This window comes from Pelagerythrobacter aerophilus (genome assembly GCF_003581645.1).
Lineage (GTDB): Bacteria > Pseudomonadota > Alphaproteobacteria > Sphingomonadales > Sphingomonadaceae > Pelagerythrobacter > Pelagerythrobacter aerophilus.
Map to the genome: position 1 here is coordinate 574,322 of NZ_QXFK01000018.1, position 18,508 is coordinate 592,829.

The 18,508-nt window shown below is 68.6% G+C and carries 23 protein-coding genes; 9 read left to right on the forward strand and 14 right to left on the reverse strand.

The genetic code is table 11. From position 1 onward, the window contains the following. Positions 1 to 140 precede the first annotated feature (140 nt). Entirely contained in the window at positions 141 to 953 is an 813-nt protein-coding gene (locus D2V04_RS13490) for a flagellin N-terminal helical domain-containing protein (RefSeq protein WP_119514191.1), read from the forward strand. A 106-nt stretch (positions 954 to 1,059) separates the two neighbouring features. On the opposite strand, the gene D2V04_RS13495 is transcribed toward D2V04_RS13490, so the two are convergent. From D2V04_RS13495 to flgB, 14 genes are all read right to left on the reverse strand, one after another. Next, positions 1,060 to 2,508 carry an amidohydrolase family protein gene (locus D2V04_RS13495; RefSeq protein WP_119514192.1) on the reverse strand — a complete coding sequence of 483 codons (1,449 nt, stop codon included), beginning with the start codon at positions 2,506 to 2,508 and terminating at the stop codon, positions 1,060 to 1,062. Between the two features lie 211 nt (positions 2,509 to 2,719). After that, complete coding sequence (locus D2V04_RS13500; RefSeq protein ID WP_119514193.1) at positions 2,720 to 3,550, reverse strand: flagellar motor protein MotB; 831 nt, start codon at positions 3,548 to 3,550, stop codon at positions 2,720 to 2,722. 1 nt (position 3,551) lies between these two features. Continuing rightward, positions 3,552 to 4,415, reverse strand: coding sequence for a flagellar motor stator protein MotA (motA, locus tag D2V04_RS13505; protein ID WP_119514194.1), 864 nt, complete (start codon positions 4,413 to 4,415; stop codon positions 3,552 to 3,554). A gap of 25 nt (positions 4,416 to 4,440) precedes the next feature. Then, complete coding sequence (locus D2V04_RS13510; RefSeq protein WP_119514195.1) at positions 4,441 to 5,349, reverse strand: flagellin N-terminal helical domain-containing protein; 909 nt, start codon at positions 5,347 to 5,349, stop codon at positions 4,441 to 4,443. A gap of 7 nt (positions 5,350 to 5,356) precedes the next feature. Continuing rightward, positions 5,357 to 6,685 carry a flagellar hook-associated protein FlgK gene (gene flgK / locus D2V04_RS13515; protein ID WP_119514196.1) on the reverse strand — a complete coding sequence of 443 codons (1,329 nt, stop codon included), beginning with the start codon at positions 6,683 to 6,685 and terminating at the stop codon, positions 5,357 to 5,359. Between the two features lie 3 nt (positions 6,686 to 6,688). Then, positions 6,689 to 7,000, reverse strand: coding sequence for a rod-binding protein (locus D2V04_RS13520; protein WP_119514197.1), 312 nt, complete (start codon positions 6,998 to 7,000; stop codon positions 6,689 to 6,691). Further along, a complete protein-coding gene (locus tag D2V04_RS13525) occupies positions 6,997 to 8,094 on the reverse strand; it encodes a flagellar basal body P-ring protein FlgI (protein WP_119514198.1) in 1,098 nt (365 codons plus the stop codon). The genes D2V04_RS13520 and D2V04_RS13525 overlap by 4 nt, the downstream gene beginning before the upstream one ends. A 13-nt stretch (positions 8,095 to 8,107) precedes the next feature. Continuing rightward, a complete protein-coding gene (locus D2V04_RS13530; RefSeq protein WP_119514199.1) occupies positions 8,108 to 8,773 on the reverse strand; it encodes a flagellar basal body L-ring protein FlgH in 666 nt (221 codons plus the stop codon). Positions 8,774 to 8,780: 7 nt separating this feature from the next. Continuing rightward, a complete protein-coding gene (flgG, locus tag D2V04_RS13535; protein ID WP_119514200.1) occupies positions 8,781 to 9,569 on the reverse strand; it encodes a flagellar basal-body rod protein FlgG in 789 nt (262 codons plus the stop codon). Positions 9,570 to 9,611: 42 nt separating this feature from the next. Next, on the reverse strand, positions 9,612 to 10,355 hold the full coding sequence (locus tag D2V04_RS13540; protein WP_119514201.1) for a flagellar basal body rod protein FlgF: 744 nt from the start codon (positions 10,353 to 10,355) through the stop codon (positions 9,612 to 9,614). A gap of 4 nt (positions 10,356 to 10,359) precedes the next feature. After that, on the reverse strand, positions 10,360 to 11,172 hold the full coding sequence (locus D2V04_RS13545) for a flagellar hook-basal body protein (RefSeq protein ID WP_119514202.1): 813 nt from the start codon (positions 11,170 to 11,172) through the stop codon (positions 10,360 to 10,362). Positions 11,173 to 11,191: 19 nt separating this feature from the next. Beyond that, complete coding sequence (locus D2V04_RS13550; protein WP_119514203.1) at positions 11,192 to 11,470, reverse strand: flagellar hook assembly protein FlgD; 279 nt, start codon at positions 11,468 to 11,470, stop codon at positions 11,192 to 11,194. Continuing rightward, positions 11,467 to 11,859 carry a flagellar basal body rod protein FlgC gene (gene flgC, locus D2V04_RS13555; protein WP_228766439.1) on the reverse strand — a complete coding sequence of 131 codons (393 nt, stop codon included), beginning with the start codon at positions 11,857 to 11,859 and terminating at the stop codon, positions 11,467 to 11,469. The genes D2V04_RS13550 and flgC overlap by 4 nt, the downstream gene beginning before the upstream one ends. A gap of 14 nt (positions 11,860 to 11,873) precedes the next feature. Continuing rightward, a complete protein-coding gene (flgB, locus tag D2V04_RS13560) occupies positions 11,874 to 12,221 on the reverse strand; it encodes a flagellar basal body rod protein FlgB (protein ID WP_119514205.1) in 348 nt (115 codons plus the stop codon). A gap of 189 nt (positions 12,222 to 12,410) precedes the next feature. Here flgB and D2V04_RS13565 point away from each other — a divergent pair, with 189 nt between their 5' ends. The 8 genes from D2V04_RS13565 (at position 12,411) to D2V04_RS13600 (ending at position 18,484) form a co-directional block, all read left to right on the forward strand. Next, positions 12,411 to 13,055 carry a MotA/TolQ/ExbB proton channel family protein gene (locus tag D2V04_RS13565; RefSeq protein ID WP_119514305.1) on the forward strand — a complete coding sequence of 215 codons (645 nt, stop codon included), beginning with the start codon at positions 12,411 to 12,413 and terminating at the stop codon, positions 13,053 to 13,055. Beyond that, positions 13,052 to 13,525, forward strand: coding sequence for a hypothetical protein (locus D2V04_RS13570; protein ID WP_119514206.1), 474 nt, complete (start codon positions 13,052 to 13,054; stop codon positions 13,523 to 13,525). Before D2V04_RS13565 ends, D2V04_RS13570 begins: the two co-directional genes overlap by 4 nt. Before the next feature lie 4 nt (positions 13,526 to 13,529). After that, positions 13,530 to 14,030, forward strand: coding sequence for a flagella basal body P-ring formation protein FlgA (locus tag D2V04_RS13575; RefSeq protein ID WP_119514207.1), 501 nt, complete (start codon positions 13,530 to 13,532; stop codon positions 14,028 to 14,030). 90 nt (positions 14,031 to 14,120) lie between these two features. After that, positions 14,121 to 14,411: a flagellar biosynthesis anti-sigma factor FlgM gene (locus D2V04_RS13580; protein WP_228766440.1), complete on the forward strand. Its 291-nt coding sequence runs from the start codon at positions 14,121 to 14,123 to the stop codon at positions 14,409 to 14,411. Next, positions 14,408 to 14,761 carry a hypothetical protein gene (locus D2V04_RS13585; RefSeq protein ID WP_228766441.1) on the forward strand — a complete coding sequence of 118 codons (354 nt, stop codon included), beginning with the start codon at positions 14,408 to 14,410 and terminating at the stop codon, positions 14,759 to 14,761. The genes D2V04_RS13580 and D2V04_RS13585 overlap by 4 nt, the downstream gene beginning before the upstream one ends. Positions 14,762 to 14,814: 53 nt before the next feature. Beyond that, the gene (locus tag D2V04_RS13590; RefSeq protein ID WP_228766442.1) at positions 14,815 to 15,666 is read left to right on the forward strand and encodes a lysozyme family protein; all 852 of its coding nucleotides are present in this window, start codon (positions 14,815 to 14,817) and stop codon (positions 15,664 to 15,666) included. A gap of 26 nt (positions 15,667 to 15,692) precedes the next feature. Then, positions 15,693 to 17,768 (forward strand): flagellar biosynthesis protein FlhA, encoded by a 2,076-nt coding sequence (locus D2V04_RS13595; RefSeq protein WP_119514308.1) that lies wholly within the window; start codon positions 15,693 to 15,695, stop codon positions 17,766 to 17,768. Then, the gene (locus D2V04_RS13600) at positions 17,765 to 18,484 is read left to right on the forward strand and encodes a sigma-70 family RNA polymerase sigma factor (protein WP_119514208.1); all 720 of its coding nucleotides are present in this window, start codon (positions 17,765 to 17,767) and stop codon (positions 18,482 to 18,484) included. The genes D2V04_RS13595 and D2V04_RS13600 overlap by 4 nt, the downstream gene beginning before the upstream one ends. Positions 18,485 to 18,508 lie beyond the last annotated feature (24 nt).

Consider the following 18,508-nt stretch of genomic DNA (forward strand, 5'->3'; position numbering starts at 1 on the left):
AGCTTCCCCAACCCGCGCACAGCCATGAAAATCTGCCGAGCCCCCTAAAAGTTCCCGCACCATTGCCGGTCTGGGTTTCAGCTGCCGCCCAAGACGGGGTCTCGGGGCAGCCCTTGAAGAGCATTGTGGGAGTTTGAACAATGTCCGTTATCAATACGAATATCAGCGCGCTCAAGGCTGCCAACGCCTCGGCCGCTGCCAACAAGGCCCTCGGCACCGCCATGGAGCGTCTGTCGACCGGCAACCGCATCAACAGCGCGAAGGACGATGCCGCTGGCCTCGCCATCGCCACGTCGATGACTTCGCAGATCCGTGGCATGAGCCAGGGCATCCGCAACGCGAACGACGGGATTTCGCTGGCGCAGACGGCGGAAGGTGGCCTCAACGAAGTCACCAACATGCTGCAGCGCGTTCGTGAGCTGGCCGTGCAGTCGTCTTCGGGCACTTATCAGACCAGCGACCGCGCCAACCTGCAGGCGGAAGTCACCGAGCTCAAGTCGCAGATCGACGCCGTCGTCGCGAACAGCGAGTTCAACGGCGTCAAGCTGTTCGACGCCAGCACCGCGACGGTCACCATCCAGGCCGGCGCCGAAAGCACCGACACGATCGACCTGACGATGGCCGATCTTTCGGGTCTCACGGCAGCCACCTTCGACGTCGGCACCGATGCCGCATCGGCGACCACGGCGATCGCCACGGCCGACGCGCAGCTCGAGGCAATCTCGACCGCCCGCGCCACGCTGGGTGCCGGCCAGAGCCGTCTCGAATCGGCGGTCAACACGCTGACCAACAACGTCACCAACCTGTCCGACGCGCGCTCGCGCATTCAGGACACCGACTACTCGGCCGAAACGACTGCGCTCGCGAAGGCGCAGATCCTCAGCCAGGCTTCGACCGCGATGCTGTCGCAGGCGAACCAGAGCCAGCAGAACGTTATGTCGCTGCTGCGTTAATCGTCAGAGCCTCTCTGGCTTTTAGAGGGCCCGGCGCTGGTAACAGCGCCGGGCCTTTTTCTTTGGTTGCGGGTATTTTCCGGCCCAGCCCATCGCCCCGGCCGGCTCATTGCGCGGCCTGCGCATTCCATGCTGCAACCTCGGCGCGGGTGTCGGCCAGCATCGCGTCGAGCGCAGCGCGGTCGTAGACCGAGCCGCGCAGGACAACGGCGTGAATGGCACGCGTTGCGTTGATGTCCTCCAGCGGGTTGCGGTCGAGCAACGCGAGATCGGCCGCCTTGCCCACCTCGATCGAACCGTACCGATCGAGCTGGCCGAACCAGGCGGGACCGGCGCGTGTCGCTGCGGCAAGCGCCTGGGCGGGCGTCAGGCCTTTTTCGACGAACAGCGCCAGCTCTTCATGCAGGGCGATGCCCGGATAATTGAACGAGTTGAGAAAGCCCGCGTCGGTCCCGGCCATGATCGTCACACCCGCCGTCTGCAGCATCGGCAGCAATGCGGCCTCCCTTTCGAACGCAGCATGGCGGGCGGCGACCGCCGCGGCATCGGCCTTGGCTGCGCGCTCGACGCGCCAGGCATAGGTGTCGCGCAGGCCGGGGCCGATGAGGTTGAGATAATCGTCGTCGTTGTGATCGTCGCGATCGAGGTATGCGATGATGCGGCTGCCGTTCAGAGTGGGGGTGACGAACACACTCTCGGCGGCCAGCTTGCGATAGGCAGCCATCGCCACTTCATGATCGAAACCGGCCTCGATCCGCCGGTTGGCCTCCGCACGGTCGATCCGGCCCGCGGCGAAGTCCGCGGCGATGGCGGCCTCGTCCCTGACGCCGGCCTTGAATGCATAGTCGATGTGCTCGATCGAGCTGATCCCGGCATCGACCGCCTGCTCCACCGTCAGCGCCATCGGAATATGGCCCGACACACGCAGTCCCGCTGCCCGCGCCTGGCGCACGGCGTAGAGGAACAGCTCCGGTTTCAGCGTGCTGTCGGTGATCTTCACGAAATCGACGCCAAGCTGCTGGAGCCGCGCCACGGCGGCATCGACATCGGCGTCCGTCCCGGTCTCGATCGTCCCTTTCCACACGGGATCGATCCCTTCGATCTTCGGGCCGGAACTGAGCAAAGTCGGGCCGAACAGGGTCCCGGCGGCGATCTCGCGGCGCCACGCCAGTACCTCGTTGGGAAGATCGCCGGACGCATCGCGTATCGTCGTGATGCCGTGCGCGACATAGAGCGGCAGAAGCGCTTTGTTCTCCTCGATCAACTCCGGTCCGCCGCCGAAGTGGACATGCATGTCCCACAGGCCCGGGATAAGGAAACGGTCGCCGCCATCCACAGTACGGTCGGCAGTCCAGGTCTCCGCGACCTGTGCCTCGTCGCCCACGGCCACGATAGTACCGTCTTTCGTGACGACAGCCTGATCCGGGGTCAGCCGTGCATTCTCGACATCGACGATGGTGGCGTTGCGGATCAACACGTCCGCCCGATCCTTGGCGATCGCCGGAAGCGGGAGGAGCGCGAGCCCCGCGAGGAGAACTGAAACGAGCTTCTTCATGTGGCAAATCCTGATCCTGGGCTTCACGCCGGATAGGACATCGCCGAGCCATTTTCCAACAAGATGCCGCTGTACGCGGCAGAAGAAGCGGAATGCGGGCAATCCCGGTTCCGTACGTCACCGGGGTTGCAAGAAGGAGGTAGGCTTGAACCATCGCCGACGGCGCGCGAGCCGCTGCTTGCGCTGAGACGGCAGTGGACACCGAGAAACCCTAGTCCATCAGCAGGATCGACATCCGCCGGTTGCGGGGGTCCTGCGGGTTGTCGGTGACCAGCGGTTCGCGGTCGGCGACGCCCTCGATGCGGCGGAAGCGGGTTTCGCCGATCCCGCCGCGCATCAGGGCCTGGCGCGTGGCTTCGGCGCGGCCGGCGGACAGCGACCAGTTGTTGGCCGCCGCGCCGCTCTTCCACGGCAGGGCATCGGTATGTCCGCGAATGGTCAGGGCGCCCGGCTCGGGGCGCACCGCTTCGGCGATCACCTTCATCAGCTTCGCCGCATCGGGCGTGAGCACGGTCGTGCCGAGCACGAACATCGAGAAGTCGGCGTCGTCGACCAGATCGATCCGCACGCCCTCGATCGTGTCGACCATGCGCACCTGGCGCATCAGGCGGCGCAGGCGCCGGTCGTCGGCGATATCCTCTTGCACGCGCTCGCGCATGCGCTTGACCCGGTCGATGCTTTCCTTCGGCCCGCCCGAAACGTCGCGCGGGACGGTGATCGGCCGGCTGCCGGTCTGCGCGGCGCGGTGCGGATAGCTGTCGGGATCGACCAGCGAAGCGCCGCCCAGCAGCCCGTCGGAGCCGGCGCTCTTCTCCTTCAGCTTGACGAGCGTCGGGGTGAAGTAGTCGGCGATCCCCTTGCGCTGCGCCTCGGTCGTCGAGCCGAGCAGCCACAGCAGCAGGAAGAATGCCATCATCGCGGTCACGAAGTCGGCATAGGCGACTTTCCATGCGCCGCCGTGGTGGCCGGCGTCCTGGACGACGGTGACTTTCTTGACGATGATCGGCGGCGGCGGATCGTTGCGCCCTGCGCGCGAAGCCATCCTACCGCCCCCGCAGGCTGTCGAGCAGCTCCGAGAGGCCGGGGCGGAACGCATGGCCGAGGCCCGAGCGCGCGCTTTCGACCACCAGCGGCTGCGGATAGCCGTTGAGCGAAGCGATGATCACCTGCTTGACCGCGTGGAAGATCTGCTCGTCCTGGTCGATGATCTGCTTGAGCCGCGAGGCGAGCGGGCCGACCACGCCGTAGGCGAGCAGCACGCCGAGGAAAGTGCCGACCAGCGCCGAGCCGATCATCCCGCCGAGCACCGCCGGCGGCTGGTCGATCGAGCCCATCGTCTTCACCACGCCGAGCACCGCGGCGACGATGCCGAGCGCCGGCAGCGCGTCGGCCAGCGACTGCAGCGCATGCTGCGGCTCGCGCATGTCGTGGAAATGCGTCTTCATCGCATTGTCCATCACCTCCTCCACCGCATGCGTTTCGAGCGTGCCGGAGGAGACGACGAGCAGCGTGAGCGTATCGCAGATCAGTGCGGTCAGCGGCTGGTTGGCGAGCAGGTTCGGATACTCGGCGAAGAGTTCGGATTCGGCCGGAGTCTCGACATGGCTCTCGAGCGCGACCGGCCCTTCGGTGCGCAGCAGCTTCATCAGCTTGGTGGTCAGCGCGATGGCGTCGATGTGGTCCTGCCGCGAATGGCGCGGGCCCTTGAAGATCTTCCCGAACGACCGGCCGATCGCCTTCAGCTCGTGCATCGAGTTGCCGGCGATCATCGCCCCGACCGCCGCACCGCCGATAATCAGCATCTCGTGCGGGACGGCCTCCATCACGGGGCCAAGCGCGCCGCCGGTGAAGGCGAAGCCGCCAAACACCATGACGAGCAGGACGACGATACCGATTGCAGCGTACATGTCTTTGAAGCCCTTGTTCTCTTTATCAGCGCATCATGTCGAACAGCGACAGGCCGGCGAGCCGCACGAAGCTCGCCTGGCTCGCCTCGAGCACGGTCGTCACTTCCTGCAGACGGGTCATGGTGACCGCGAGGTCGGCCTCGCCGATCGCCTTCCGCTCGTCGGCAACCAGTTCGGAATTGGCCACCCGGCGCTCGTCCATCACTTCGATCCAGCCGAGCCTCGCGCCGACCACGGTCTGTGCGGTGGCGATCTTGTCGAGGCCCGCGGACAGCCCGTCGAGCGCCACACCGGTCGGCCCGGTCGGGTCGCCCCCGCTCTTGAGCGCGGTGGCGAGATCGCCCAGCACCGTGAACAGATCGGTCGGCACACCGCCGGCGTCGAACGCGAACACTTCGGGTCCGGTCAGCGAGGGGACGACCGACTGCCCGTCGCCGAGGTCGACCGCGTCCTTCGTCGCGGTACCGACGTAGGCGGCCGCCCCGCCGCTTTCCTGATAGGCTGCCCCCGCCGCCTGCCCGCCGAACAGCGCGTGCCCGGCGCTGTTGCGGCTGTTCGCGATCTGCAGCACGGCCTGGCGCAGGCTTTCGATCTCCCCGCCGATCGCCGCGCGCTGCTCGCTGCCCAGCGTCTCGGTCGCGGCCTTGGTCGCGAGCTCCTTGGCGCGGATCACCAGCGTGGCGAGCGAGCCGAGCGCATCGTCGGTCATCTTGAGGTCGGTGGAGGCGAGGTCGGAACCGCGCTGATCGATCTCGGCCAGCCGCTCGCCGCGCGCCAGCGTGCGCAACCGCGCCGCCGCGACCGGGTCGTCGGACGAGCGCGACAGGCGCTCGCCGGTGCCCATCTGCTGCTGCAGCTTCTCGGCCTCGGAGCGCAGCGTGCCGACCTGGCGGGTCGCGCGCTCGTAGAAGGCGGATGTGCTGAGATTGATCATCGCGGCCTCACCTCAGTTGCAACAGGGATTGGAAGATGTCGCTCGCGACCTGCATCGCCCGGCCCGAGGCCTGGAACGCCTGCTGGAAGCGCATCAGGTTCGCAGCCTCGGTGTCGAGATCGACCCCCGCCTGCTGCTCGAGCGAAATCCGCGCCGAAGAGGCGATCGCGTCGAGCGCGTCGCGCGTCACCCTCTTGCCCGCGACCGCGCTCGACACGTCGAACAGCAGCGCGTTGGCCGAACCGGCGACGCCGCCGTTTTCCAGCGCCTGCCGCAGGGCGGCGAGATTCGATCCGTCGTTGCTGTTCGCCGGCGCGCCGGCCGGAGCGGTGGCGATGCCGTCGCTACCCGTCATCACGACCTTGATTCCGGCAGCGCCGGTGCCGCCGAAGATCGGCTGACCGGCCGTGCCGTCGAGCCCGACGCCGCTCGCCTGCGCGGCGTTGACCGCGCTCGCGATCCCGTCGGCCAGCGTATCGAGCCGGCCGCGCACCTGGGCCACCGATTCGAGCGCCAGCGCGGCACCCGCCAGCGCGCCGCCCGAAGGCTGCACGACCGTGCCGCCGACGGCGAAGGAGATCGTGCCGTCGGTCGCGGTCGCCATCGACATCGGGGTGAAGTTGCCGCCCTGAACCAGAGTCGCACCGCCGGTGGTCACGGTGACCGCGCCGTCGGGCGCGAAGCTGGTCGCAATGTCGGTGATGCCGCTCATCCGTTCGAGCAGCGAATCGCGCTGGTCGAGCAGCGTCGCGCGGTCGCTGCTGCCCTCGCCCGCACGCGACAGGCGCAGGTTCACGCGGGCGATTTCCTGGCCCAGCACGTTGGCTTCGTCGGTCGCGGCATTGGCGTCGAAGCGCAATCCATCGCCCGCCGCGCCGAGCGAATCGACCGCGATGTTGAACTTGTTCGCCAGCGTGTCCGCGCCCGCGAGGACGGCGGACCGGAGCGAGGAATTGGTCGGGTCGGAGGCGAGCTGCTGCAGTGCCGCCTCGAACTCGACGATCGAATCGTAGAGGCCCGACTGCTCGACCGCGGACTCGATGTTCTCCAGCCCGCCGAGCTCGGCATCGGCGCGTGCGAGATCGCTGCCGGTGCGCCGCACTTCGGCCTGGCGGAACATGTCGGCATTCCGATGGATGCCCGAGACGCGCGCACCCGACAGCGAGATGTCGCCGATGCGGCCCTGCCCGCCCGCGGCGGAGACTTCTTCCATGCGCGCGCTGCGCCGGACGTAGCCGTCGCTCGAGGCGTTGGCGATGTTCTGCGCCGTCACGTCGAGCGCGGCCCGTGCCGCGCGTGCGCCGCTGGCGGCGATCGAGAGGAGATCGGATGCCATGCGTCAATTCCCGCCCGGCTCGACGAAGCGGGCAAGCTGCGCTTCGATCGAAGTCGCCAGGCCCAGTGCGCCGGTGCTCGCGGCAAGCTCCGCGAAGCGCGCGTCGCGCATCTCGTGGAAGGTCTCGTCGCCCTTGCCGCCGAACAGCTCGTCGCCGCCGAAGTCGGCGTTGCGTGCGGCGGAGAGCATCTGGCGCACGAAGATCGCCTCGAACTGCCGGGCTGCTTCGGCCAGGCGCTCGCGCTCGCTACCGCCGGGGGCGGTGGCCGACACGATCGCCGGGTTGGCGCCGGAAAGCGTGATCGGGCCCGTCATATCACCACCATCTCGGCCTTGAGCGAGCCGGCCTGCTTGAGCGCCTCGAGAATCGCGACCAGATCGGACGGCGAGAGGCCGAGCATGTTGAGGCCGTCGACCAGCTCGGCCAGCGATGCGCCGGGTTCGAGCAGGGCGACGCGGTTGCCCTCTTCATAGACGTCGATGTCGCTGTCCTGCTCGAGCGCGGTTTCGCCGTCGCTGAACGGGGCCGGCTGGACCACCGTCGGGTTCTCGTCGATCCGCACGACCAGGCTGCCGTGGCTGATCGCCGCGGGCGCGAGCCTTACCGCGCTGGAGATAACGACCGTGCCGGTGCGGCTGTTGACGATCACTTTCGCCGAGGCCTCGGCCGGGTCGATGTCGAGCATGCCGATCTCGGCCATGATCCCGGCGCGGGCATTGGCGCCGTAGGGCAGCCGCAGCGCCAGGGTCACACCGTCCTCCACCTGGGCCATGCCCGGATAGCGCGCATTGATCGCGTCGCGCACGCGGGTGGCGGTGAGGAAGTCGGCCTGGTTGAGATTCCAACGCAGAACGTCGGCGTTCTCGAACCCGGTCGCGACTGCGCGTTCCACGCTGGCCCCGTCGGGAATGCGGCCCACGGTCGGCACGTTGACGGTGAGCTTCGATCCGTCGCGGCCCGATACACCGAGCCCGCCGACGGCCAGGTTGCCCTGCGCCATGGCGTAGATCTGCCCGTCCGCGCCGTGCAGCGCGGTCAGGATCAGCGCGCCGCCGCGCAGCGACTTGGCCTTGCCGATGGTCGACACGGTCACGTCGATCCGCTGGCCCGGCTTGGAGAAGGCGGGCAGCTCCGCCGTCACGATCACCGCGGCAGCGTTCTTGAGCGCCGGGTTGACGCCGGGCGGCAGTTGCAGCCCGAACCGGTCGGACACGCCGCGCATGGCCTGCGTGACATAAGCGAAGTTGTCGTCGCCCGTCCCGTCGAGCCCGACGACGATGCCGTAGCCGGTGAGCTGGTTGGAGCGGACCGACTGGAAGGTGCCGAGATCGCGCACGCGCTCCGCGTGGGCGGGCGAGGCGAGACCGGCGACGAGGGCCGCAAGGCCGAGGATCAGGGTTCTGAACATCGCAGCGCTCCCCCTAGAATGGCGTCACGAGGTTGAAGAACTTCGACAGCCAGCCTTCGCGGCTGGCACGCTGCACCGCGCCCTTGCCCGCGTACGTGATGCGCGCATCGGCGATCCGGGGCGAGGCGATGGTGTTGTTCTGGTCGACGTCCGACAAGCGGATGATGCCCGAAAGCTGAATCCATTCCTCGCCCTGGCTGAGCTGCATGAGCTTCTCGCCGCGGACGAATGCCGTTCCGTTGGGGCGCACTTCGGCGATGGTCACGGTGATGTCCCCCCTGAACGTGTTGGTCTGGGAAGCATCCCCCTGCCCCTTGAACGACGATTGGCCGCCGGAATTAAGGACGCCGGGGTCGAACGAGAACGGTCCGGCGCTCGGCGGCGAGAGCGAGATGCCCCCATCGCGCTGGGTGTTCGAGCTCGCCGACTTCGAAGTCCGCGTCCGCTCGGTCAGGATAACGGTCACCAGATCGCCGACGCGGCTGGCCCGCAGGCCGTTGTAGAGCGGTGTGAAGCCGCTCGTCGGCTGGAAGATCGCGCCGTCCGCCGGCGCTGCGGCCATCGCTGGAGGCGGCGGCGGGAGCGCGGCCTGAAAGCCGGTCGCCCGCTCGCCGCCGCACGCGGCAAGGGCGAGCGCGGATCCGGCGACGAGCGCCGTGCGAAAGAAGATGCGTTTCATGAGTTGCTCACAATGTCTGGTTGGCGTTGCGGAGCATCTCGTCGACGGCGGAAACCATCTTCGAGCTGATCTCGTAGGCGCGCTGGCATTCGATCATGTCGACCAGCTCCTCCACGATGTTGACGTTCGAGGCCTCGAGCATGCCCTGGCGCACGTTGCCGCGGCCCAGTTCGCCGCCCGGCCCGAGTTGGACGGCCCCGCTGGCGGCGGTTTCGACCAGGAAGTTGTCGCCGATCGCCCGCAGCCCGCCGGGGTTGGCGAAACTCGCCACCTGGAGCTGGCCGAGTTCGGCCGGTTCCGCGTCGCCGGGAATGACCGCGGTGACGATCCCGTCGGGCGAGACCGCGATCGAGGTCGCGCCTTCCGGAATGGTGATCGCCGGCTGGACGATATAGCCCTGCTGGGTGACGAGCTGCCCTTCGGCCGAGCGGGTGAAATTGCCCGCGCGGGTATAGCCGAGTTCCCCGCCCGGCATCTCGACCTGAAAGTAGCCATCGCCGTCGAGCGCGAGATCGAGCGCGTTGCCGGTCGTGTTGAGCGCGCCCTGCGACACGATCTGGCTGGTCGACTGGACGGCAACGCCGGTGCCGAGGTTGAGCCCGGTGGCATAGGCCGTCTCGCCCGAGGAGCGCTGCCCCGCCACCCGTGCGTCCTGGTAGGCGAGCGTGGCGAAGTTGGCGCGGTCCTTCTTGAAGCCGGTGGTGCCGACGTTCGCGAGGTTGTTGGCGATCACGCGCATGCGCGAGTCCTGCGCCTCGAGCCCGGTACGGGCTACCTGGAGAGCGGAAGTTGGCATTGTGACGTTCCTTTCGTCAGCGATTCGTCAGCGTGTTTGGTCTCAGCTCAGGCGCATGAGCTGCGCGCCGCCTTCGTCGCACTCGCGTGCGGTGGCGATCAGCTTGCTGCGCATGTCGAAGAGGCGCTGTGCCTGGATCATGTCGACCAGCACCTCGGTCGGCTTCACGTTGGATTGCTCGAGCGCACCGGTGATCACGGTCGCCTGGGCGTCGGCGGGAAGGATGCCGCCGCCCTCGACCCGGAAAAGACCGTCAAGGCCCTTGGAGATCGGGCTGCCCTGCCACCCGGCGAGCTTGATCCGGCCGACTTCCACCGGCGGCTGATCGGGCGGCGCGGCGGGATCGGTCACGCTGACCACCCCGTCGGGCGCGATCGTCGGATTGGTGCCGAGCGGCACCGTGATCGGCCCGGCCTCGCCGAGCACCGGCAGACCTTCGCCGTTCACGATCACGCCGGTCGGCGAGATCGAGAGATCGCCGCGCCGGGTATAGGCCTCGGTCCCGTCGTTCGCCTGAACCGCCATCAGCGCCTCGCCCTCGATATAGATGTCGAGGCCGTTGCCGGTCCGCGTCATTTCGCCCGCTTCCATCACCGCGCCGCGGACCGCGGCACGCTGCATGGCGCGCACGTCGAGGGTCTCGCCGTCGACGGTGACCGGGCGCTGGTCGAGCAGTTCCGCGCGAAAGCCCACCGTGTTGGCGTTCGCCATGTTGCTGGCGATCACCCGCTGGCGGTCCATCGAGGCGTTCATGCCCGACAGAGCGGTGTAGATCAGGCGGTCCATCGGATCAGGTCCTCAGGTTGATGACCGTCTGCGAGATCTGGGTCGCGGTATCGATCGCCTTGGCATTCGCCTGGAAGTTGCGCTGCGCGGTGATCAGGCCGACCAGCTCCTCCGCGATGTCGACGTTCGACCGCTCGATCGAACCCGACATCAGCGAGCCGTACTGGCCGGTGCCGGGCGAACCGTACTTGGCCTGGCCCGAGATCCCGGTCGCCGCCCAGTTGGACGAGCCGATCTGCTTGAGACCGGTCGGCGTGATGAACGAGGCGAGCGCGATGCTGCCGACCGCTTCGGTCGAGCCATCGGCATAGGATGCCGAGACCAGGCCGTCCTGACCGACCACGACGCCGACATATTCGGCGCCGGCCGCATTGGTCGGCGCGATCTGCGCGTCCGCCGGCGTGGTCGAGGTGACGGTGCCGCTGGCGTCGGTCGGGAACACCTGCAGGCGGTTGACGCCGCCATCGGTGATGAACCCAGCCTCATCGACACCGAAAGCGCCGTTGCGGGTGAAGACGGTGTTGCCGCTGTCGGCCGAGCGCATCGCGAAGAAGCCATCGCCGGTGATTGCAAGGTCGAGCGCGCCGCCGGTCTGCTCGATCGGACCGAGGCCGAAGTTCTGGGTGATCGCCTCGACGGTAGCGCCGATGCCCTTGATCATCCGCGGGTCGGACTGCGCCGACCCGGCGACGATGTCGGCGAACTGCGTGTTGCCCTTCTTGAAACCGTTGGTTTCGACGTTGGCGATGTTGTGGGCGATGACGCCCAGCTCGGTCTGCGAGTTCTTCAGACCGTTCAGCGAAGTGTAGAAAGACATTGCCTGGTACTCCTGTGCGTCATTCGGTGGGGGTCGCGGCCGTCTGCGCGGCGGCGAGAGCATCGAGCTTGTCCGAGATGTCCTGCAGCGTCGCATTCATCTCGGTGATCCCGGAGAGCGAGGAGAACTGGGCCATCTGCGCCAGCATCTCCTTGTTATCGACCGGGTCGAACGGGTCCTGCTGCTGCACCTGCACGGTCAGCAGCCGAAGGAAGTCGGCCTGGCCGAGCGACGCATAGTCGCGCCCGGTGGCCGCCCCGGCATTCGCGCCGGTGCCTGTGATCGCTGCTACGGTCATTTCATCCTCATCGTTTCGAGCATCAGCTGCTTGGCGGTGGAGAGCGCCTCGACCATGTTCTGGTACTGGCGTGAAGCTTCGAGCATCTCGACCATCTCGGCGTTCTCATCGACCGGGCTGGCCCAGACGTCGCCGTTCTCGTCGGCGAGCGGGTGGCCCGGTTCGTGCCGGCGGACCGGCGCGACGTCGGCGCGATAGACGCCGTCGACCCGCACCGTGCTCATGCCGGTCGCGGTATCGAGATGTTCGGCAAAGACCGGGCGCAGCGGGCGATAGGCCTCGCCCTCGCTGGCAGCGACGCTGCCCGCGTTGGCAAGGTTGGAGGCCGCGGCGTTCATCCGCACGAGCTGCGCAGACATGGCGCGCTGGCCGAGGTCGAAGAGGGTCATCGGGCCGGGCATCGTCATTCGCCCCTGATCGCGCGCGTGACGGTCTCGACCCGGCCGCGCAGGAAGCCCAGCGTCGCGGTATAGGCGACGGCGTTCTCGGCGAAGGCCGACTGTTCGGTCGCCATCTCGACGGTGTTGCCGTCGAGGCTGGGCATCGTCGGGACGCGGTAGCGGGTGGCCGAACCGACCGCCTGCTCGCTTCCGGCGCCGCCCATCTTCGCTTCCAGCGCTGCGGCGAAATCGATGTCGCGCGCCTTGTACCCGGGCGTCGCCGCATTGGCGATGTTCGATCCGAGCATGCCCATGCGCTGCGCCCTGATCTCCAGCGCCGCGCCGTGAATGCCGAAAAGGCCGTTGCTCATGACAGTCCTCCAGACGTGTTCGCCCAGATGTTCAGCAAAGAGCGTGCCAATTCTCCGCAGCCGGTGGATTTGCCGGAAAACGCAGACGGGTGGCGGCAAGCGCTTGCCGGAAGCGGCAAATGTCCGCCGCGGGCTAAATCCCGCACCGGCAGCGGCGTTCTTCGTGACAAGGAGAACCACGTGGACATCATGCAATTGCTCGATCCGCTTTCGGCGGCGATCGTATTGGGAGGAACCCTGGCCGCGACCCTGCTGCGCTGCGGCTGGCGTGACGCACGCGCGGCTTTGCGCACGCTCGCGCGGCTCGCGGCCCGCCCGTTCGACAGCACGCACGTCCGCGCCGAGCTCGCCGCTCAGGTGCAGGAGATCGGCGAGGACGGCATTCTGCGCGCGGAGCCGCACCATTTCGGCGACGGCGAATTTGACGACCTGAGCGAGGCATTGATCCGCCACCGTTCGATCAAGGCGCTGCACGAGGAGCATGCCCGCCATCGCGAGCGGCGGCAGGCGGCGGCGGAAAGCGCCGCGCGCGTGCTGGGCGAGGCGGCGGAACTGGCACCAGTGCTCGGCCTGGCCGGAACGCTCGTTGCCCTCGGCGGCTTCGCGGCGGCGGCGGACGCGGACTACGCCCGCTCGATCGGCACGGCCGTCATCACCACGCTCTACGGCCTCGTGTTCGCGAACTTCGTCTTCGCGCCGCTGGCCGCCGGACTCGCACGACGCGCACGCGCGGAAGAGCGCGAACGGCAGGAGCTCATCGACTGGCTGGCCGCCGCGGTCGAGCGGTCGATCCCCCGCGAACCCACGGATGCGGTCGAAAAGGCCGCGGCATGATCCTCTCGACCGCCCGCGCGGGCTGGCAGACCACGCTCGCCGATCTCGCGCTGATCCTGTTCATGGTCACCGCCGCGGCAATGGCCGAACGGCCCGAGACGGCCGATCCGGTAGAAGTCGGCAGCCCCGTCCCCGCGCGCGGCGAACCCCTCGCCATCTACCGTGCGGCGCCGAACGCACCGCCGCTGGCGGACTGGCTCGCCGAGCAGCCGCGCGACGCGCGCCAGAACCTGACCATCATCGCCCACTATGTCGCCGGCGGCAACGCCGAAGCCGCCGCTGCGGCGGTCGCTCTCGCCAGCGAGGCAGGGGCGGCCGGACACAGCGCCCGGATCGTGGTCGAACCCGGACCGGCGAGCGAGCTGGTCGCCGTGCTCGACTTCGACGGCCGCGCATCTGGCACGGGGATTGCAGAGACGCCCGTACGCACGGCGCCGCGCGCGCCGCAGGAAAGCGACATCGGAAGGTGACATCATGCGACTGATCCCAGCAGCAATTCTCGCCGGCGCGCTCGGCACTGCGGTTCCGGCGCTCGCCGCCGGCTTCCACGATCTCGCCAGCATCGACCGTGCGGTCGCGCAGTTCACCGGCGCCCCGCAAGGCACCGAGGGCGGCGCGCGCCTGCCGGTCGACCGGCGGCTCAAGCTGACGCAGTGCCCTATGCCGCTCGCGCTCGAATGGTACGGCAACGCCAACAGCACGGTGCTCGTGCGCTGCCCGGTGGCGGGCGGCTGGCGGCTGTTCGTACCGGTCGCGGCCGGGCGGGCAGCGGCCAGGGCCGAACCGGTGATCGCCCGGGGCGAGGCGGTCTCGATCGCCGTCCAGGGCAGCGGCTTCACCGTTTCCCGCCAGGGCGAGGCGCTCGAAGGCGGCGCGGTCGGAGAATGGATCCGCGTCCGCCCCGCGGGCGACAAGCGCAACACGATCCGCGCGCGGGTGATCCAGCCCGGCCGGGTCGGCGTCGAATTGCCGTAAGCTCGCCCCGAGCGGCAAATTCCCGGCGGACCCCTTAAACGCCCACGCCCCCCGCCGTCCTAGGTTCCGGTACACGAACGGAGCGAACCGATGGACCGGATCGACATGCACGGGCCGAACGGCATCCTGCGCAGCCTGCGGGCGAAGGGCACTGCGCCCGTTTCGCACGGCGAGCGCGCGCGGCCCGCCGGCACCGATGCCGATCGGGCGGCCGGGGTCGCCCTCAACGGCGTCGGCCTCGCCGGAACCGAAGCGCCCGTCGACCGCGAGCGCGTGACCGAACTCCGCCAGGCGATCGAGCAGGGCCGCTACCGGCTCGATCCGCGCAAGACCGCCGATGCGATGATCGCCGCGGGCTTCATGCCGAGGAACGAGCGATGACCGAGAACCAGCCCCTGCGCCCCTCCCTTCGCGATGCGCTCCGGCAAATGCTTGCCCTTCTCGAAAGCGAGCGGCAGGCGCTTGCCGCCCTCGACCTCGATTCCATCCTCGACTGCTCCGACGGCAAGCTGGAGCTGTGCGAGGCGATCGAAAGTCAGGCGCAAGACGCGCTGGACGAGGAATGCCGCGGCCTGCTCGACGCCGTTGCGCGCCTCAACGAGATCAACCGCAAGATCCGCAACCTGATCGCCGCCAACGTCGACGCCCGCCTGGGCTCGCTCACGGGCCGCATCAGCCTCTACGGCACAGGCCGCCCCTCGGTGGCACGGGAGATGCCCTACTACGCCTGATTGGCACACCTCTTGCTTGAACCCCGGCGAGTACAACCAAGCCGGGGATTACCTTGTCAGGGGTCACATCAGTCCAGCGCAGCGCAGCGCCGCCCGACAACGTGCAGGCATCGATCGCCCGCGCGTCGGCCGCGACCGGGGTCGATTTCGACTACCTGCTGGCGCAGGCGAAGATCGAGTCCAACCTCGACAGCAATGCCCGCGCGCGCACCTCGAGCGCATCGGGGCTCTACCAGTTCATTTCCTCGACCTGGCTCGAAACGCTCGACCGCCACGGCAAGTCGCACGGGCTCGACTGGGCCGAAGCTGCCATCGTTCAGGAAGGCGGCCGCGCGAAAGTCGGTGACGCCGGGGCGCGGGCGCAGATCATGGCGCTGCGCTTCGATCCCGAAGTCTCATCCCTGATGGCGGCCGAGCTTGCGCGCGACAATGCGGGCGAACTGCGCGGCTTCCTCGGGCGCGAACCCGACCACGCCGAGCTCTATCTCGCGCATTTCCTGGGGGCAGGCGGCGCCAAGGGTTTCCTCGGCGCCTTGCAGGACAATCCGCTGTCGCCCGCCGCGGCGCTGTTTCCCAAGCCCGCGCAGGCCAACCCAGCGATCTTCTACCAGGGCGGGCGCTCGCGCTCGGTCGGCGAGGTCATGGACCTGGTGCGCGGCAAGGTCGAAGCCGCCAAGCAGGGCGATGGCGCGCCACCGGCGACCGGCACTTATCTGCCGTCGACGCCATCGGCCGCTTTCACCCAGGCGCGCCGCACGTTCGCCGCCGAGCCCGCCGGGCCCGCGCCGCGCCCCTCGATGGCCGAAACCCTGCAGACGACCTTCGGCGGCTCCAACGGCCTCGATAGCCGCGCCGCGCGGCACGTGGGCGAAGCCTACGGCAAGTTCCGAGCGTTCGGGCTGTGACCTGGCGCTCGTTCCTCGCGCCCTCGATGGCGCTGCCGGTCGGCATCCTGACGATCATCGTGTTGATGGTCGTGCCGATCCCGCCGGCTATGCTCGACTTGTTTTTCGTGCTCAACATCGCGCTCTCGGTCGCGGTGCTGATGGCGGCGATGAACGCGGAAAAGCCGCTCGACTTCTCGTCGTTCCCCTCGGTCCTGCTGTTCGCGACGCTGCTGCGCCTGGCGCTCAACGTCGCTTCCACGCGCGTCGTGCTGATGAACGGACACGAGGGCGAGGCCGCGGCCGGCAAAGTGATCGAGGCCTTCGGCGCCTTCCTGATCGGCGGCAGCTTCGCCGTCGGTCTGTTCGTCTTCATGATCCTGATGATCATCAACCTGGTCGTCGTGACCAAGGGCGCAGGCCGCGTGTCGGAAGTCTCCGCACGCTTCACGCTCGATGCCCTCCCCGGCAAGCAGATGGCGATCGACGCCGACCTCGCCGCCGGCCTGATGACGGCCGACGAAGCCAAGGCCCGCCGCCGCGAGATCGCGACCGAGGCGGATTTCTACGGCTCGATGGACGGTGCCAGCAAGTTCGTGAAGGGCGACGCGATCGCGGCGCTGCTGATCCTGTTCGTCAACATCGTGGCGGGGTTCGTGCTCGGCATGGCGACGCATGGCCTGTCGGCGAACGAAGCGGGCGAGCTCTACGTTACCCTGGCCGTCGGCGACGCGCTCGTCGCTTCGGTTCCCGCCCTGCTGCTCTCGATCGCCGCGGCGGTCATCGTGACCCGCGTTTCGGACAACCGCGACCTCACCGGGCAGATCGGCGGCCAGCTTGCCGAGCCCGGCATCTGGCTTCCGGTCGGCTGCATCCTCGCGGCCATGGGCATGATCCCGGCCATGCCGCAGTCGGTCTTCCTGCCGCTGGCTGCCGGCGCTTTCGCACTGTGGCGCACGCTCAAGCGGCGCAAGGCCTTCGTGCCGGTCGCCGAAGCCGAGCCCGCCCCCGACCCGACGCGGATCGCGATCGGCGACATTTCCGAACAGGCGCTGGTGACGATCGAGCTCGGCTTCGGGCTGGTCCATCTCGCCGACGACCGGCGCGGCGCCCCGCTCGTCTCGCGCCTCACTGGATTGCGGCGGCAACTGTGCCAGTCGTTCGGCTTCATCGTGCCGCAGTTCCGCATCAAGGACAGCTTCGACCTGGCGCCCGATCGCTACCGCGTGACGCTGGGCGGTGCGCCGCTCGGCTCGGGCCAGCTTCGCCCCGACCGCATGCTGGCGATCGACACCGGCGAGGCGGGCCAACTGGCCCAGCTTCCCGGCGAAGCGACCCGCGATCCCAGCTTTGGCTGCCCCGCCGTGTGGATCGATGCCGCGACGCGCGATCTCGCGGTGGCCGAGGGCTATCTCGTGGTCGACCCGGAAAGCGTGGTCGCGACCCATGTGAACCAGCTCCTTTCCGCCCGGCCACAAGACCTGCTCGGCCCCGACCAGGTGCGCGAGCTGCTCGACATGGTGCGCGAGCGAAATGCGCAGATGGTCGAGACGATCACGCCGCAGCCGCTCTCGCTCGCCGCGGTCACCCGCCTGCTGCGCGCGCTGCTCGCCGACGGCATCTCGCTCGCGCATCCGCTGCCGATTCTCGGCAGCCTGTCGCAGGCGGCGCAGCAGACGACCGATCACGACCGCCTGGTCGACATGCTCCGCGCCGATCTCGGCCCGATGCTGGTCGGCAGCCTGTGCGCGCCGGACGAACGCCTGCCGGTCATCACCCTCGCCGCCGAGCTGGAGGAGATGGTCGTCGGCGGGCTGCAGGACCCGGCAAGCGGAAACGTCGTCATCGAGCCCGATCTCGCCCGCTCGATCGGCGAGCGGATCGCCGCGATCGTCGCGAGCCGCCCGGCCGGCGCGGGCAAACCCGCGCTGATCGTCCAGCCGCGCGCCCGCCGCCCGCTGGCCGGCCTGCTGCGCCTGCGCGCACCGGGCTGCGCGGTCCTTTCGATCAACGAACTGCCCGTCGCCCAGCCGATCGAAGTGATCGGCGTCGTCGGCGGCGATGAGCAGGCGCAGGCCCCGCAGCCGGCGCCGGATATGGACAGGGAGCCCTTGGCCGCATGAGGTACGACCATTCCGAATTTGCCGTGGCGGAGGCCTATTGCGGCAATGTCGGCGACCGGGTCACCCGGTTCCTGCCGATGGTCCGCAAGCTTGCCTGGCACCTGTCGGGCAGCGGCGGCCCGACCGTCGATGTCGAGGACCTGATGCAGGCCGGCCTCGTCGCGCTGACCGAATGCGCGCAGAAACACGATTCGCCGAGCGAGGACGGCTTCGCCGCCTATGCCAAGCTGCGCGTACGGGGCGCGATGGTCGACCTCTTGCGCAGCGCCTCGCCCGATCCGCGCGGCGCGCGCGCCAAGCGGCGCATGATCGAGAGCGCCCGGGCGAAGCTCCACACTGCGCTGGGGCGCGAACCTTCTTCCGCCGAACTCGCCGACACGCTCGGGATGGCGGTCGAAGACTTCCGCCGGCTCGAAAGCGATCTGGTCGAGACACGGCTCAACTCGCTCGACGAGTGCTATTCGGAAAGCGACACGGCCTTCGCCTCGCACGAACCCGATGCGGAGCGGCAGGTTCTCCAGCAGGAGGACCGCGAGATCCTGATCGCCGCGCTCGGCTCGCTCGGCGAGCGGCACCAGCTCGTGATCCAGCTCTACTTCGTCGAGGAACTGAACCTGTCGGAAATCGCCGACGTGCTCGGCGTCAGCGTGCCGCGCGTGCACCAGCTCAAGGCCGCCGCCCTCGCGCAGATGCGCAAGGCGATGGCGGAGGATTGATCCGCTCCGGCATTGACAATCGGC

Coding starts and splice junctions, on each gene's coding strand:
- D2V04_RS13490 (WP_119514191.1), top strand. CDS start 141: ATGTCCGTTATCAATACGAATATCAGCGCGCTCAAGGCTGCCAACGCC.
- D2V04_RS13495 (WP_119514192.1), bottom strand. CDS start 2,508: ATGAAGAAGCTCGTTTCAGTTCTCCTCGCGGGGCTCGCGCTCCTCCCG.
- D2V04_RS13500 (WP_119514193.1), bottom strand. CDS start 3,550: ATGGCTTCGCGCGCAGGGCGCAACGATCCGCCGCCGCCGATCATCGTC.
- motA (WP_119514194.1), bottom strand. CDS start 4,415: ATGTACGCTGCAATCGGTATCGTCGTCCTGCTCGTCATGGTGTTTGGC.
- D2V04_RS13510 (WP_119514195.1), bottom strand. CDS start 5,349: ATGATCAATCTCAGCACATCCGCCTTCTACGAGCGCGCGACCCGCCAG.
- flgK (WP_119514196.1), bottom strand. CDS start 6,685: ATGGCATCCGATCTCCTCTCGATCGCCGCCAGCGGCGCACGCGCGGCA.
- D2V04_RS13520 (WP_119514197.1), bottom strand. CDS start 7,000: ATGACGGGCCCGATCACGCTTTCCGGCGCCAACCCGGCGATCGTGTCG.
- D2V04_RS13525 (WP_119514198.1), bottom strand. CDS start 8,094: ATGTTCAGAACCCTGATCCTCGGCCTTGCGGCCCTCGTCGCCGGTCTC.
- D2V04_RS13530 (WP_119514199.1), bottom strand. CDS start 8,773: ATGAAACGCATCTTCTTTCGCACGGCGCTCGTCGCCGGATCCGCGCTC.
- flgG (WP_119514200.1), bottom strand. CDS start 9,569: ATGCCAACTTCCGCTCTCCAGGTAGCCCGTACCGGGCTCGAGGCGCAG.
- D2V04_RS13540 (WP_119514201.1), bottom strand. CDS start 10,355: ATGGACCGCCTGATCTACACCGCTCTGTCGGGCATGAACGCCTCGATG.
- D2V04_RS13545 (WP_119514202.1), bottom strand. CDS start 11,172: ATGTCTTTCTACACTTCGCTGAACGGTCTGAAGAACTCGCAGACCGAG.
- D2V04_RS13550 (WP_119514203.1), bottom strand. CDS start 11,470: ATGACCGTAGCAGCGATCACAGGCACCGGCGCGAATGCCGGGGCGGCC.
- flgC (WP_228766439.1), bottom strand. CDS start 11,859: ATGACCCTCTTCGACCTCGGCCAGCGCGCCATGTCTGCGCAGCTCGTG.
- flgB (WP_119514205.1), bottom strand. CDS start 12,221: ATGAGCAACGGCCTTTTCGGCATTCACGGCGCGGCGCTGGAGATCAGG.
- D2V04_RS13565 (WP_119514305.1), top strand. CDS start 12,411: ATGCAATTGCTCGATCCGCTTTCGGCGGCGATCGTATTGGGAGGAACC.
- D2V04_RS13570 (WP_119514206.1), top strand. CDS start 13,052: ATGATCCTCTCGACCGCCCGCGCGGGCTGGCAGACCACGCTCGCCGAT.
- D2V04_RS13575 (WP_119514207.1), top strand. CDS start 13,530: ATGCGACTGATCCCAGCAGCAATTCTCGCCGGCGCGCTCGGCACTGCG.
- D2V04_RS13580 (WP_228766440.1), top strand. CDS start 14,121: ATGGACCGGATCGACATGCACGGGCCGAACGGCATCCTGCGCAGCCTG.
- D2V04_RS13585 (WP_228766441.1), top strand. CDS start 14,408: ATGACCGAGAACCAGCCCCTGCGCCCCTCCCTTCGCGATGCGCTCCGG.
- D2V04_RS13595 (WP_119514308.1), top strand. CDS start 15,693: ATGGCGCTGCCGGTCGGCATCCTGACGATCATCGTGTTGATGGTCGTG.
- D2V04_RS13600 (WP_119514208.1), top strand. CDS start 17,765: ATGAGGTACGACCATTCCGAATTTGCCGTGGCGGAGGCCTATTGCGGC.